Origin of the sequence: Erwinia sp. QL-Z3 (assembly GCF_004551645.1) — a bacterium.
Lineage (GTDB): Bacteria > Pseudomonadota > Gammaproteobacteria > Enterobacterales > Enterobacteriaceae > Erwinia > Erwinia billingiae.
In genome coordinates this window covers 1-13,901 of sequence record NZ_CP037950.1, presented here as the reverse complement: position 1 = coordinate 13,901, position 13,901 = coordinate 1, and the positions used below count along the sequence as shown (strand labels likewise).

Annotated in this window: 12 protein-coding genes and 3 tRNA genes; 6 read left to right on the top strand and 9 right to left on the bottom strand. The window is 55.4% G+C overall.

Annotated elements, in window-relative coordinates; genetic code table 11:
• Positions 1–15 precede the first annotated feature (15 nt).
• Positions 16–91, bottom strand: a tRNA-Val gene (locus E2F51_RS00790).
• A 273-nt stretch (positions 92–364) separates the two neighbouring features.
• On the opposite strand from E2F51_RS00790, the gene gltX reads away from it, so the two are divergent.
• Positions 365–1,780, top strand: a complete 1,416-nt coding sequence (gene gltX / locus E2F51_RS00785; RefSeq protein ID WP_134822511.1) for a glutamate--tRNA ligase — start codon at positions 365–367, stop codon at positions 1,778–1,780.
• A 50-nt stretch (positions 1,781–1,830) separates the two neighbouring features.
• On the opposite strand, the gene E2F51_RS00780 is transcribed toward gltX, so the two are convergent.
• Positions 1,831–2,190 carry a YfeC-like transcriptional regulator gene (locus E2F51_RS00780; protein ID WP_013203280.1) on the bottom strand — a complete coding sequence of 120 codons (360 nt, stop codon included), beginning with the start codon at positions 2,188–2,190 and terminating at the stop codon, positions 1,831–1,833.
• A gap of 149 nt (positions 2,191–2,339) precedes the next feature.
• Entirely contained in the window at positions 2,340–3,128 is a 789-nt protein-coding gene (locus E2F51_RS00775; protein WP_134822510.1) for a formate/nitrite transporter family protein, read from the bottom strand.
• 430 nt (positions 3,129–3,558) lie between these two features.
• Here E2F51_RS00775 and E2F51_RS00770 point away from each other — a divergent pair.
• Both E2F51_RS00770 and E2F51_RS00765 read left to right on the top strand, forming a co-directional pair.
• Positions 3,559–3,634: transfer RNA gene (locus E2F51_RS00770), tRNA-Ala, on the top strand.
• A 49-nt stretch (positions 3,635–3,683) separates the two neighbouring features.
• Positions 3,684–3,759: transfer RNA gene (locus E2F51_RS00765), tRNA-Ala, on the top strand.
• A 40-nt stretch (positions 3,760–3,799) separates the two neighbouring features.
• On the opposite strand, the gene E2F51_RS00760 is transcribed toward E2F51_RS00765, so the two are convergent.
• The 4 genes from E2F51_RS00760 to E2F51_RS00745 are packed head-to-tail and all read right to left on the bottom strand — an operon-like array spanning position 3,800 to position 8,033.
• Positions 3,800–5,401 (bottom strand): rhodanese homology domain-containing protein, encoded by a 1,602-nt coding sequence (locus E2F51_RS00760; RefSeq protein ID WP_134822509.1) that lies wholly within the window; start codon positions 5,399–5,401, stop codon positions 3,800–3,802.
• Entirely contained in the window at positions 5,394–5,984 is a 591-nt protein-coding gene (locus tag E2F51_RS00755) for a cysteine dioxygenase (RefSeq protein ID WP_134822508.1), read from the bottom strand. The genes E2F51_RS00760 and E2F51_RS00755 overlap by 8 nt, the downstream gene beginning before the upstream one ends.
• Complete coding sequence (locus tag E2F51_RS00750; protein ID WP_134822507.1) at positions 5,977–6,951, bottom strand: ABC transporter substrate-binding protein; 975 nt, start codon at positions 6,949–6,951, stop codon at positions 5,977–5,979. Before E2F51_RS00750 ends, E2F51_RS00755 begins: the two co-directional genes overlap by 8 nt.
• Complete coding sequence (locus E2F51_RS00745) at positions 6,951–8,033, bottom strand: LLM class flavin-dependent oxidoreductase (RefSeq protein ID WP_053144416.1); 1,083 nt, start codon at positions 8,031–8,033, stop codon at positions 6,951–6,953. Before E2F51_RS00745 ends, E2F51_RS00750 begins: the two co-directional genes overlap by 1 nt.
• 246 nt (positions 8,034–8,279) lie before the next feature.
• Here E2F51_RS00745 and E2F51_RS00740 point away from each other — a divergent pair, with 246 nt between their 5' ends.
• Together E2F51_RS00740 and E2F51_RS00735 are read left to right on the top strand one after the other, a co-directional pair.
• Positions 8,280–9,200, top strand: coding sequence for an ABC transporter substrate-binding protein (locus E2F51_RS00740; RefSeq protein WP_134822506.1), 921 nt, complete (start codon positions 8,280–8,282; stop codon positions 9,198–9,200).
• Position 9,201: 1 nt separating this feature from the next.
• Complete coding sequence (locus tag E2F51_RS00735; RefSeq protein WP_134822505.1) at positions 9,202–10,518, top strand: NtaA/DmoA family FMN-dependent monooxygenase; 1,317 nt, start codon at positions 9,202–9,204, stop codon at positions 10,516–10,518.
• A 58-nt stretch (positions 10,519–10,576) separates the two neighbouring features.
• Here the strand turns inward: E2F51_RS00735 and E2F51_RS00730 are convergent, their stop codons facing one another.
• Positions 10,577–11,767: a NupC/NupG family nucleoside CNT transporter gene (locus E2F51_RS00730; RefSeq protein WP_013203272.1), complete on the bottom strand. Its 1,191-nt coding sequence runs from the start codon at positions 11,765–11,767 to the stop codon at positions 10,577–10,579.
• Positions 11,768–12,131: 364 nt separating this feature from the next.
• Here E2F51_RS00730 and E2F51_RS00725 point away from each other — a divergent pair, with 364 nt between their 5' ends.
• Positions 12,132–13,370, top strand: coding sequence for an Nramp family divalent metal transporter (locus E2F51_RS00725; RefSeq protein ID WP_013203271.1), 1,239 nt, complete (start codon positions 12,132–12,134; stop codon positions 13,368–13,370).
• Positions 13,371–13,434: 64 nt separating this feature from the next.
• Here the strand turns inward: E2F51_RS00725 and E2F51_RS00720 are convergent, their stop codons facing one another.
• Positions 13,435–13,794 (bottom strand): DUF2502 domain-containing protein, encoded by a 360-nt coding sequence (locus E2F51_RS00720; protein WP_013203270.1) that lies wholly within the window; start codon positions 13,792–13,794, stop codon positions 13,435–13,437.
• Positions 13,795–13,901: the final 107 nt, after the last annotated feature.

The window sequence follows — 13,901 nt, the reverse complement described above, 5'->3', positions numbered from 1 at the left end:
AGCCACCGTTTAGAGTGGTGGGTGATGACGGGCTCGAACCGCCGACCCCCTCCGTGTAAAGGAGATGCTCTACCAACTGAGCTAATCACCCCCGCTGTGTGGAGTCGCATTATAGGGATCGCGGCAAATGAGTCAACGGTTTTTAAAACGAAAATGTTCGTTCGTCTTAAATTTAATCAAGATGTTGGGGTTTTATCCAAAAATGGGGGGGTGCCGCTGGCTTTTCCGTCAAAGGCCTCTAACAACCGGGGGAATGCCGTTGAGGATTCGTTTGCAGATGGTAGAATGTTGCCCACTTTGTGTTGGTCTTTACAGACCTCCTCCAGCAATGCGCGACTCTGATAGCGTAATAAGGCAGCTGTTAATGAAAATCAAAACCCGCTTCGCACCCAGCCCAACCGGCTATCTGCACGTTGGCGGCGCGCGTACCGCGCTTTACTCCTGGTTGTTTGCCCGTCACCAGGACGGTGAGTTTGTGCTGCGTATAGAAGATACCGATCTGGAGCGCTCCACCCAGCAGGCTATCGACGCGATTATGGATGGCATGAACTGGCTGAACCTCGACTGGGACGAGGGCCCGTATTACCAGACCAAACGTTTTGACCGCTATAACGCGGTGATTGATCAGATGGTCGACGCCGGCACAGCCTATAAATGCTACTGCTCCAGAGAGCGTCTCGACGCGCTGCGCGAAAAGCAGATGGAGAATCATGAAAAGCCGCGTTATGACGGCCACTGCCGCGACAGCCACGAACATCATGCCGATGATGAGCCGTGCGTGGTGCGTTTCCGTAACCCGCAGGAAGGATCGGTAATCTTTGATGACCAGATCCGTGGCCCGATCGAATTCAGCAACCAGGAGCTGGACGATCTGATCATCCGTCGTACTGACGGCGCGCCGACCTATAACTTCTGCGTCGTGATTGATGACTGGGATATGGAAATTACCCACGTGATCCGCGGTGAAGACCATATCAACAACACCCCGCGTCAGATCAACATCCTGAAAGCGATCGGTGCGCAGGTGCCGGTTTATGCGCACGTGTCGATGATCCTCGGCGACGACGGGAAAAAACTGTCCAAACGTCACGGTGCCGTGGGCGTGATGCAGTATCGCGATGATGGCTATCTGCCAGAAGCGCTGCTGAACTACCTGGTGCGTCTGGGCTGGTCCCATGGCGATCAGGAAATCTTCTCTATTGCTGAGATGAAAGAGCTGTTCGAGCTGGACGCGGTCAGCAAATCTGCCAGCGCCTTCAACACCGAAAAGCTGCAGTGGCTGAACCATCATTACATCAATACCCTGGCGCCTGAGTACGTGGCGACGCATCTGCAATGGCACATCGAGCAGGAAAAAATTGATACGCGTACCGGCCCAGAACTGGCTCAGCTGGTCAAACTGCTGGGTGAGCGCTGCAAAACGCTGAAAGAGATGGCTGCGTCATGCCGCTACTTCTATGAGGACTTCGCGGAGTTTGATGCCGATGCAGCGAAAAAACACCTGCGTCCGGTCGCTCGCCAGCCTCTGGAAGTTGTGCGTGACAAACTGGCTGCTTTAACTGACTGGACGGCAGAAAACGTTCACCAGGCCATTCAGGCCACGGCTGATGAGCTGGAAGTCGGTATGGGCAAAGTCGGCATGCCGCTGCGTGTGGCGGTAACGGGTGCCGGTCAGTCTCCTGCGCTGGATGTCACCGTTCACGCCATCGGCAAAACGCGCTCAGTGGCGCGCATCAATCAGGCATTAAGCTTTATCGGAGAGCGCGAAGCTCAGCAGTAATCTCAGCTGACGTCTGCAAATAAAAAAAACCGGCCAACTGGCCGGTTTTTTTATGCCTGAGCGTCGCTGATGTCGAGGCGGCTCAGTAAACCTTGTACGCCTTCACGTAACAGCAACGCGTAAAGCCTTTCCTGTTCGGCGGCATTCATTTGCTGCAATGAGGTCATCAGTAAAGATTGCAGAGAGTTGGGGGCAACGCGGTAAGTTGCAGAGGGTTCCGACGCATGGCGCGTGGATTTTAGATACGTTTTGACGCGGTCATCAATTTGGATCATCCGTGCTTTACCGCCCTGGACGCCGGTTTTCGGCATGGTTGTCCACTGCTCTTTCTTGACCCATTTGTTGATCGTCTGACGGCTGAAACCTGTTTCCCGGGCCAGCTCTTCTGGTGTTAACCATTCCTTTTTCATAATGCAATTCCTGTTTGCGACGTGAGATAACGCGAACATATTACAGGATTTTGTTGCGTGGACAACTAACAGCAAGCGCTGAAAAGGGAGGCGGTTCGCAATTGAAAAGAAGAAATTTCCCCCTGCCCACAGGCAGAGGGAAAAAGGGATTAGCCCTGCGCTTTAGCTGACTCTGCCTGCGGACGGTAAGCCATATAATAAGCCAGACCGACGAACACCGCGCCGCCAAAGGTATTACCGAGGAACACGGCGGCAAAGTTAGGCAGATATTCCGCCCAGCTTAACTGACCGGCAAAAATGGCCGCAGGAATGATGAACATGTTGGCCACCACGTGCTGGAAGCCGATCGCCACAAAGGCCATCACCGGGAACCACATACCAAAGATTTTGCCGACCACATCTTTACTGGCAAACGCCAGCCAGGTCGCCAGGCACACCAGCCAGTTACAGCCGACGCCAGAGATAAAGGCGTGAGTGAAGTCAGCGTTTACTTTCGCGGTGGCAATAGCAACGGTCTTCTTCAGGTAGTCGCCTTCGGTCATGCCCAGCATATGACCAAAGAACCAGGCGATGGCGATGCTGCCAATAAAGTTAGCGATGGTGACCCAGAACCAGTTACGCAACACGCTGTAAGCGCTGATCTGACGCGCGAACCAGGCAATTGGCATGGTCATCATGTTGCCGGTCAACAGTTCACCGCCGGCCAGAACCGTCATGATAATTCCCACCGGGAACACCGCAGCGCCCAGCAGGCCGCCAAATGAGCCCCAGTCTGCAGGTAAGGAGTTAATAACGTGGAAATCCAGCAGGAAGCCAAGGGCAATAAACGCACCGGCCAGGAAGCCAAGGATCAATAAAGTCGAAACAGATGAATGGCTTTTCGCCACGCCGGATTGAATAGCAACCGCTGCGATTTCTTTAGGTGAATGCAAGGACATAGGAGCTCTGATTCTGGTGTAGTTAAGGATGAAATGGCCGGTTCCGTCGCGTCGGGAAACGCGCGCATCCAGCGCTGAGAGGGCTCCGGCCTTCGAAAGCGCGGGCAGTTTTGCACGAGAAATTAACAAAAACAAGATCAATTAGACCGCTAATTAACGCGTTGTTTACAAGATTGGCGCGGTCAAACTGTGTCGGCAGGAATAACCGGATGAAATTGCACTCTTTACCCTATTTTGTCGTTTCAACTGGCCAGTTCAAGGCAGTTCTCTCTGGATAAACGGTGACTCAACAAGCTGTAAGTGGTGCGGTTTGGCGGCTTTTTCAGCGATTAGACAGAGTTTGGCAATTTGCCGTTGACACCTTCATCCCCGTTTCATATTATCCCCGCCGTTGAGACGACTCCGGTTGTCTGACGAGGTTATCCGGCTTGGGGGTATAGCTCAGCTGGGAGAGCGCTTGCATGGCATGCAAGAGGTCAGCGGTTCGATCCCGCTTATCTCCACCAAATCTTCACCAGCAGATTTAGTGGCACCGGATAACAGATTGAATTATGTGGGGGTATAGCTCAGCTGGGAGAGCGCTTGCATGGCATGCAAGAGGTCAGCGGTTCGATCCCGCTTATCTCCACCAATCAATTCCTTTCTTGCTTCACTCTCCCCCAGCATCCGTTTTATTTCAGTTCAAGCACCGTAAATCCATGCGTTCCATCGCGATCTAACTGCGCAATCAGCCCAAACTCCCAGTCTAAATACGCCTGCATCGCGTCGGCAGAATTATCCGTGCCTTCATACGGGCGACGATAGCGATCGCTTCTCGGCTGTAACAGCTGCGTTTCACCCTGTTCTATGGGTAAACCTGCCGCTCTCCAAGCCGCATTGCCGCCCGTCAGCACGCTGACCGGCTTGCCGCTAAGCTGCTGCAACTCTTCCACGGCATAGCGTGCCAGCAAACTGCTGCCACAGGTCACCACATACCGATCGGCGGCGGGCAGTGCCTGCAGGCCTTTCTGCGTCAGTAAACCGCGCTGCAGCCATGCTGCGCCCGGAATATGGCTGGCAACATAGTTAGCGCTGGTGGTGAAGTCCAATACCTGGGTACCGGGCGTATTCAGCCAGTCCGCCAGCACGGCGGGTGAAACCTCTTCCTGCTCTGGCAGGGCAGGGACTTTCGCTACCCAAGGGCCTTGCTCGCTGAAATCGTGCTCAACCAATCCATCCAGTACCGACACATCCCAGCCCAACTGCGCCAGCCAGGACGCACTCATATTGGCGCGTGCACCGTCGTTATCAATCAGCACGATGCGTGCGCCGCGCACGCTGGCGGTGTGATCCGTCTCCTGCACCAGCTGACCGCCCGGCACCGATCGTGAACCGGGCAAATGACCGGCGGCATATTCTTCAGGATCGCGGACATCAAACAGATACAGCGTCCGGGCGTGATCCTGCTGCCATTGCTGCAGCTGCGCCCGCGTCAGACGCTTGACGCCTGCCTGGTCAGCGACATGACGGGCGCGTTGCGCGGCCTGGGTTTTGGCCGTCTCGCTGCTTTCACCAAAGCGTCGGCTCTGGCCATGCTCCAGCTGTTGTCCGGCCAGCGTCCAGCCGATGGTGCCATTTCGCAGCGCAAATACCGGGTTGGTAATCCCGGCATTCACCAGCGACTGCGTACCGATAATGCTGCGGGTTCGACCTGCGCAGTTAACGATAACCGTTGTGGTTGGCGAAGGAACCAAATCCTGCACCCGCAGCACCAGTTCTGCACCCGGCACGCTGATGCTGCCAGGAATGCTCATGGTCTGATATTCATCGAATCGACGGCTGTCCAGCACCACTACCGGTTCACCGCTGTTTAATAACGCCTGAACGTCTTCCGCGGGCAGCGACGGGGTGTGTACCCGACTCTCGACCAGCTCACCAAAGGCTTTGCTTGGTGAGTTAACATCGATAAACAGTTCACCGCCTGCGTCCTTCCAGCCTTGCAGGCCGCCTTCCAGCAGGGCGACGTTGGCATAGCCAAAGTCTTTCAGGCGCTCAATGGCCAGCGCCACCAGCCCTTCGCCGTTGTCATAGACGGTAATCGGCGTGGCAAAGCGCGGTACCCGGTTAAGGATCTCCAGTTCCAGCTTTGAAAGCGGAATGTTCACCGCAAACAGCGGATGGCCTTCGGCATACTGCGCTTCTTCCCGCAGGTCAATTAACGCCAGCTCCTGCTGCTGAAGCAACGCCTGACGGATGTCGTGAAAACTGCGGGTGTGGAGTAAATGATCAACCATGTGAAAGATCCCAAATATTAGGTAAATACGCGTTGTTATAGCCGGAAATAAACGGTTTTTCTTCGCCGGTTTCGCTGTAAACCGCGCGCTGAACTGCGCCGATATTGCCGCCATAAACATGAATACTGATGGAGGTGCGATCGCTGAAGGCGTTGCTGACCCGGTGAATATCGCCGACCTGCGGCGAGACCGCTTCAACCGTGCCGGGATCCAGCCGTACCGGATCGCCATGTGGCGATAACCCGCGCGCATCGCGGATGAAATTCTGCGAAATTTCCGCGCCGCGCAGCATGCCAATTAATCCCCAGACGCGATGATCATGCACCGGCGTCGATTGCCCTGCGCCCCAGACAAAGCTGACCACCGAAAACCGTTGGCGGGCATCGGCATGCAGCAAATACTGCTGGTAGCGGGCCGGATTTGGCTGGGCAAACGCCTCGGGAAGCCAGTCATCATGGGCGATGAGCTGATGCAGCAGCTGGCTGCCGCGATGAAGCAGATCGGCTTCCTGCGGCTGTTCATCCACCAGCGTGGCCAGGCTACCGACAAACTCGCGCAGGCGAGCGCTGTTCAACTCACTCATGTTTTGCCTCCTGGCTTAAGGCCAGCTGATTGGATTGGCTGGAGAGGCTGTAATCGAAGGCCTGATGGACATCAATCGACTTCGGCAGTACATGATTTTTATAGAAAAAATCGGCGGATTGCTGCAGGGAATTCGCCAGCTTTGGCGTGAATTCCACCGGGCGGATCTGCGCACTGGCAATCCAGCGTTGGGTGATGTTCTCTGGCATGCCCAGTGAGGTCGACAGTGCCTTAGCGAAGGCCTCAGGATGGTGCTGCGCCCAGATTTGCGCTTTTGCCAGCCGTGCCTGCAGGTCGGCTATCGCCTTGCGTTTGCCCGGATCCTTCAGCGCTTCTTCACGGGCTAAGGCATAGGAGTAACCGGACAGGATCCCTTTGCCGCCGCCCTGTGGCACTAACAGATCCTGATCGACCACCACGGCGGAAGAGACGTAGGGTTCCCAGGTAGCCCAGGCATCGACAGAATGACTGGCCAGCGCGGCACGTCCATCAACCGGTCCAAGGAAGCGCAGCGTGACGTCAGAGGGTTTCAGGCCGGCTCTGTCCAGCAGACCCAGCAACAGATAGTGGCCCCAGCCGCCACGGTTGACGGCAATTTGTTTGCCCTTCAGATCTTTTAAGCTGTGGATGCCCGAATCCGGGCGGGTAAGTAAGGCAATGCTGTCAGGGTTGTTTTGCCAGGCACCCACCGCTTTTACCGGTGCGCCAGCGGCATACACAAATAAGAACGGCAGATCGCCGGTGAAGCCCACGTCCAACGCGCCCGCGTTCAGCGCTTCCTGCACCGGTGCGCCGGAATCGAAAGAGGTGAGCTTCAAATCATAAGGCAGGTCTTTTAACTGTCCGGACTCGCGCAGCGAAATAAAGCGATCGCCTTTCACATCGCCCAGCCGCAGGGTGACTTTCTCTGCCAGCGCTGAGGTGGCGAGCGACGACAGTACGACTGCCAGTAAAAAAGGAAAACGCATCAGGCACTCCTTGCCACTTTGCGGGCCGCGACTTTCTCTCTGGTCAGCGGGATCAGTTCACGGCCGTAATCCAGCGCATCGTTCAGGGGATCGAAGCCGCGGATCAGCACGCTTTCAATGCCGAGGTCGTAATACTTCAGCAGCGCGTCGGAGACCTGGTCCGGCGTACCGACCAGTGAGGTGGAGTTGTAACCGCCGCCAACCAGTTTAGCGATGCCGGTCCACAGGGATTTGTCGAGGCGTTCCCCTTCATTGGCGGCGGCCATCAGGCGGGCCGCGCCGACGCTTTGCGGCTTCGGCAAACCAAAATCATGGCCGGATTCGATCAGCTTTTTGCGGGCGACTTCGCGAATATGCTCGGCTTTTTCCCAGGCTTCTTTCTCCGTGGCGGCAATAATCGGGCGGAAGGAGATATTGAAACCAATCTGGCGGCCCTGTCTGGCGGCTTCTGCACGCACCGTCCGCACGGTTTCTGCGGCACCGGCCAGCGGTTCACCCCAAAGGGCGAACACGTCCGCATGACGACCTGCCACTTTGATGGCTTCAGGCGAGGAGCCGCCGAAATAGATCGGCAGCGCGCTTTGCTGTGGCTTCACCGCCGAAAACGCCTGCTCAACCTGATAATGCTCGCCCTGGTGATCGTATGGCGTGTCGGAAGTGAGGCTCTGCCTTAATACGCTCAGGAAATCATCGGTGCGCTCATAGCGCTGGGTCTTGTTAAGGAAATCACCATCACGGCGTTGTTCAACATCGCTGCCACCGCTGATGATATGCACCGCCAGGCGGCCATCGGTGAGTTGATCGAGGGTAGCGAGTTTACGGGCTGCCAGCGTCGGCGAGACAAAGCCCGGACGGTGGGCCAGCAGGAATTTCAATGTTGAGGTGTTTGCGGCGGCATGCGCAGTGACCAGAAAACCATCCGGTTGATCGGACCAGTAGCCGACCAACACCCGATCGAAACCGGCCTGCTCATGAGCACGGGCAAAGTCTGCAATATACTGTTTATTGAATAGCGGACCGCTGGCAGGAATGATTTCGGACGCCAGGCGATGGCCAATCATACCGAGGAATTGAATGCTCATCAGGTTCTCTCCAGGTGAGGGCCGGTAAACGCCGGCAGAGAGAAAACCGTATAGTTGATGGGCGGGAGTGTGAAATTCATTAATCTGCGAAGCTTTGCGCAAATACAGCTATTACTCATTCGCAGGCAACCGACGGTGAGCGTGCCGCTCGTTATGTTCATTTTGCATAAATTATGCGCAATAAATGCATTTAGGTTCTAAAAAAGCCGGTGTTAGTCTCGGGTTTTCTCCTTATTGAGACACCAGATGAAAACCCTTTCTCTTTCAGTACTTGCTGTACTTCTCGCGGCGGTCACGGCGCCCGTTTTGGCTGCTGATACGCTTTCGGTTGGCGACCAGCGGGGCAATGCGCGGGCGATCCTTGAAGCCTCCGGCGAGTTAAACAACACGCCTTATACGCTGGACTGGCATGAGTTTGCTAACGCCGCACCGTTGCTGGAAGCGATGCGTGCAGGTTCAATAGATGCCGGTTCGGTGGGGGATGCACCCTTAACTTTTGCCGTGGCGGCAGGGCTGGATGCCAAAGGGATCCTGGCGACGCGCTATGCCGGCAACGCCATTATCGTCAAAAAGGGTAGCCCGATTCACAGCGTGAAGGATCTGATTGGTAAACGCATTGCGACGGTCAAAGGTTCATCCGGGCACAACCTGGCTTTGCAGGCGCTGCAAAAAGCCGGTGTCGATCCTAAGCAGGTCAGCTTTGTCTTTACCACGCCAGCAGAAGCGACGCTGGTGCTGGATCAGGGCGGCGTCGATGCGGTTTCCACTTGGGAACCTTACGTATCGTTTGCCACGCATCAGTCAGGCGCACAGATCCTGGCGGACGGTAAAGACTATCCGGCCCTCAACTATCTGGTGGCCAGCAACGCCGCCATTGCCAACAAGAAGGCCGAACTGGCCGACTTCACGCAGCGGTTGAGCCGTGCCCGCGCCTGGGGCATCCAGCATCCTGACGCCTATGCGGCCTCCATCAGCAAGCTGTTAAGGATCCCGCAGGACGTGGCGCTGGCAAAGGTGAAGCGCGAAGTGAACTCCGTCGACACCAACAGTCAGGACGTGGTTGCGGTGCAGCAAAATACCGCCGATTTCTACGTGAAAAATGGCCTGATCCCGGCACCGCTGAAGGCGGCTTCCTTTATTGACCTCAGCCTTTCGCAGGGGAAATAGCATGCATCTGGCGCTTTATCTCAGCGACACCGGGTTGCACGCCGGAGGCTGGCGGCATCCTGAGGCGCAAAATAACGATCCGATGCAGCTGCAGACCTGGCTGACGCTGGTGAAAAAAGCCGAGCAGGCCGGATTTGATTTCGCATTTATCGCCGACAAACTGTCGATCGATGATATTTACGGTAACGACATCGCCAGCACCGTTCAGTCGCGTCCGGGTTATGCCCGTCCGGAACCGATGGCGCTGCTGACCGCATTGAGCCTGTTTACCGATCGCATTGGCTTAGGCGCAACCGTATCGACCACCTACGGTGAGCCTTTCCATACTGCCCGCACCATCGCCACAATCGATCATTTTAGCGCCGGCAGAATGGGCTGGAACGCGGTGACCTCGACCAATGATGGCGAAGCACGCAATTTCAGCCGCCAGCAGCATTTAGGCCATCAGGCGCGTTATCAGCGTGCGGGAGAGTTTATCGATGCGGTGCATCAGCTGCTTGCCAGCTGGCAGCCTGGTGCGCTGGTGGCCGACCAGGAGAGCGGCGTTTATATGGATCCGGAAAAGGTCAGCTATACCGATTTTCACGGCGAGCATTTCCATATCAAAGGGCCGCTGACCGTCGCCGCCTCGCCGCAGGTTAGGCCGGTGCAGATCCTGGCGGGCGTCTCGGAGGATTTTAAAAAGGTCGCCGCCCGGGTGGCAGAGGTGATTTTCACCGTTCAACCCGACATGGCGCGCGCGCAGCAATTTTATCAGCAGTTTAAGCAGGAGATGGCCGCCTTGGGTCGTCCACCACAAGCCTGTAAAGTGCTGCCCGGCCTGATGCCGATTGTGGGCGCAACGCAGCAGGAGGCGGAAGAGAAGCGCCGTCAGCTGGATGAACTGGTCAATCCGTTAGCCGGGTTGAGCTTTATGTCTGCCAGCATGAATTACGATTTGTCGCAGCATGATGAAAACGACATATTCCCGGATATCTTCGACAAAATCAGCGGCAGCAAAGGGCGCTTTGAGTACGTGATTTCTCAGGCGAGGAAAGAGGGGAAAACGCTGGCCGAAGTGGCGAAAGCCTATGCGGCCAGCGCTTCATTTAAGGTGATTGCCGGCACGCCAGAACAGATAGCCAGCGAGATGATTGCCTGGGTAGAGGCCAAAGCCTGCGACGGTTTCGTGCTGATGCCCGCTGATATGCCAGCCTCGTTGAATAATTTTGCTGAACGGGTCATCCCGGAACTGCAAAAGCGCGGTGCCTTCAGGCAGGGCTATCAGGGAACCACGTTGCGCGACCATCTGGATTTACCGCTGGTCACGCCTCGCTGAACGATGAGTAAAAAAAAGGCGAACCCATCACAGGTTCGCCTTTTTTCGTTCTGGCGTGTTACCAGGCCAGCACTAATCCTGCAATGGAAGCAGAGAGCACGCTCACCAGCGTTGAGCCGTACAGCAGTTTCAGGCCGAAGCGAGAAACCACGTTACCTTGCTCTTCGTGCAGGCCTTTGATCGCGCCTGCCACAATCCCGATAGACGAGAAGTTCGCAAAAGAGACCAGGAACACGGAGAGGATGCCGACGCCGCGTGGTGACAGTTCAGCCGCCACTTTCTGCAGATCCATCATCGCCACAAACTCGTTAGACACCAGTTTGGTTGCCATGATGCTACCCACTTTCAGCGCTTCACCTGCCGGCACGCCCATCACCCAGGCAAATGGGTAGAAGACGTAACCCAGCACACCCTGGAAGCTGATGCCGAAGACGAAATCGAACAGGGCGTTAATCGCTGAAATCAGCGCAATAAAGCCAATCAGCATCGCCGCGACGATCACCGCAACTTTGAAACCGGCCAGGATGTATTCACCCAGCATCTCAAAGAAGCTCTGCCCTTTGTGCAGATCGCCCAGCGTCAGTTCTTCTTCGCTGTCGACGCTGTATGGGTTGATGATCGACAGCACGATAAAGGTGCTGAACATGTTCAGTACCAGCGCGGCCACCACGTATTTCGGATCAATCATGGTCATGTACGCGCCCACAATTGACATCGATACGGTAGACATCGCCGTTGCCGCCATGGTGTACATGCGGCGCTGAGACATTTTTCCGAGGATATCTTTGTAGGCAATGAAGTTCTCTGACTGACCTAAAATCAGCGAGCTCACGGCGTTAAAAGATTCCAGCTTGCCCATGCCGTTGATTTTTGACAGCACGGTACCGATGGCGCGAATAACAATCGGCAGGATACGGAAGTGCTGCAAAATCCCGATCAGTGCAGAGATAAACACGATAGGGCAGAGAACATTGAGCCAGAAGAATGCCAGGCCTTTATCACTCATGTTGCCGAAAACGAAATTAGTCCCTTGTGCTGCATAGCTCAGCAATTTGTCGAACAGACCCGCAAACCCTTTAACGAAGCCAAGACCCACTTCAGAGTTAAGGAAGAACCACGCAAGCAGCACTTCGATAACCAGAAGCTGTATAATAAAACGTACGCGGATGTTTTTCCGATCGGTGCTAACCAGTAAGGCCAGCACGGCTACCATCACCAGCGCCAAAGCAAAATGAAAAATGCCTGACATGTGTGCTCCATTTTTGAAGGATGTTATATTTCGCTGCACATTCTATGTAACAAGAAACTGAAAAACGAGATCTAGAACACAATATAACAATTACCTATCACCCTTCCCGACAGAATCCCCTGATTGATCACATCCTGATACTGTTTAAAAAAACACCCCACGCATCGGAAGGTTAAGCTTTTTCCGGCGCACGAAAAGTGATTGCTCATTTTTTAGCTATGGAGTAGTTTGAAATCAAGGTATAGCCTTTGCTATATTTCTTAGTACTGGCTATCAGAGCGATATGCAAAACCCATTCAAATGCGCTTGATAATCATTATCATTTAAAAGACAATGATCTCTTCAGGTGTTTAGGGGACTAACTATGTTTGAAGGCCGCACAGTAGAACAAACGGTTCGCGGATCGCGCAAAATCAAATTTGCGTTGATGGGCCCTGCGTTTATCGCGGCTATCGGTTATATCGATCCCGGCAATTTTGCCACCAATATTCAGGCCGGCGCCTCTTATGGCTATACGCTGCTGTGGGTGGTGGTGTGGGCCAATATTATGGCGATGGTGATCCAGCTGATGTCTGCCAAACTCGGCATCGCCACCGGGAAAAACCTCGCTGAACATATCCGCGATCGTTTCCCGCGTCCTGCCGTCTGGTTTTACTGGGTGCAGGCTGAAATTATTGCCATGGCGACCGACCTGGCGGAATTCATCGGGGCGGCGATTGGCTTCAAGCTGATTTTCGGCGTCAGTCTGCTGCAGGGCGCGGTGCTCACCGGCGTGGTCACCTTCCTGATCCTGATGCTGCAAAACCACGGTAAAAAGCCGCTGGAACTGGTGATTGGTGGCCTGCTGCTGTTTGTCGCGGCGGCTTACGTCATCGAACTGTTCTTCTCACAGCCGAAGATTACCGATCTGATGCAGGGTCTGGCCGTGCCTTCGCTGCCAACCGCCGATGCGGTGTTACTGGCGGCGGGCGTGCTGGGCGCGACAATTATGCCGCACGTGATCTATCTGCACTCCTCGTTAACGCAAAATCCCGACGGCGGCTCGCGTGAACAGCGCTACTCGTCGACCAAGCTGGACGTGGCGATTGCGATGACCATTGCCGGCTTCGTCAATCTGGCGATGATGGCCACGGCGGCGGCGGCGTTCCACTTTAGCGGTCATACTGGCATTGCCGATCTGGATCAGGCTTACCTGACGCTGGACCCGCTGCTGGGTCGCGCAGCGGCGCTGGTGTTTGGTCTGAGCCTGCTGGCTGCCGGACTCTCTTCCACCGTGGTGGGCACCATGGCCGGGCAGGTGGTGATGCAGGGCTTCGTCCATATTCACATTCCGATTCTGGTGCGCCGCGTGGTGACCATGCTGCCTTCCTTTATCGTGATCCTTGCCGGATGGGAGCCGACACGTATCCTGGTGATGAGTCAGGTACTGCTGAGCTTCGGTATCGCGCTGGCGTTAATCCCGCTGCTGACCTTTACCGGCAACCGCGAGCTGATGGGCGATATGGTGAACTCACGCCCGATGCAGCTGGCAGGCAAGGTGATTGTGCTGGTGGTGGTGGCGTTGAATCTGTATCTGCTGGTGGCGATGGCCATGGGGTTGTAAGCCGACTTCATTACTGCGCAGCCAATAAAAAAGCCGACCTTAACAGGTCGGCTTTTTTGATCGCTTAATGGCGATGATCGTGGTCGTGATGGCGCTCTCTTTCATGATGACGGTATTCGCGATGACGTTCGCGATCGTGCCATCTGCGTTCCCGCTCCCATTCGTGACGACGGCGCATCTCTTCATGCCTGCGCCACTGCTCGTGTCGCCACCAGCGGCCTTCATCATAACGGTAGTTGCTGCGCCAGTAGTGCCCATCGCGCCAGCGGCCGCCGTCCCAGTAATTACCGCGCGGATCGCGGTCACCAATATGTAACGAGACGCCAGGAGCTAAGGTGATATTTGCGTTGTCAGCCTGCGCTGTGTGCATTGCCAACGGGGATAAACTTGCCACTAAGGTGGCAACAAGTAATAAACGTTTCATTGGATCTCCTTATCAACGGCTCACCTGCTCCGCTGTGCAGCCAAGATTATAAAGAGTTTGCTGCCGTTTCGCCTGGGGGATTCCGAAAAACTGCCTGCCGGGAGATT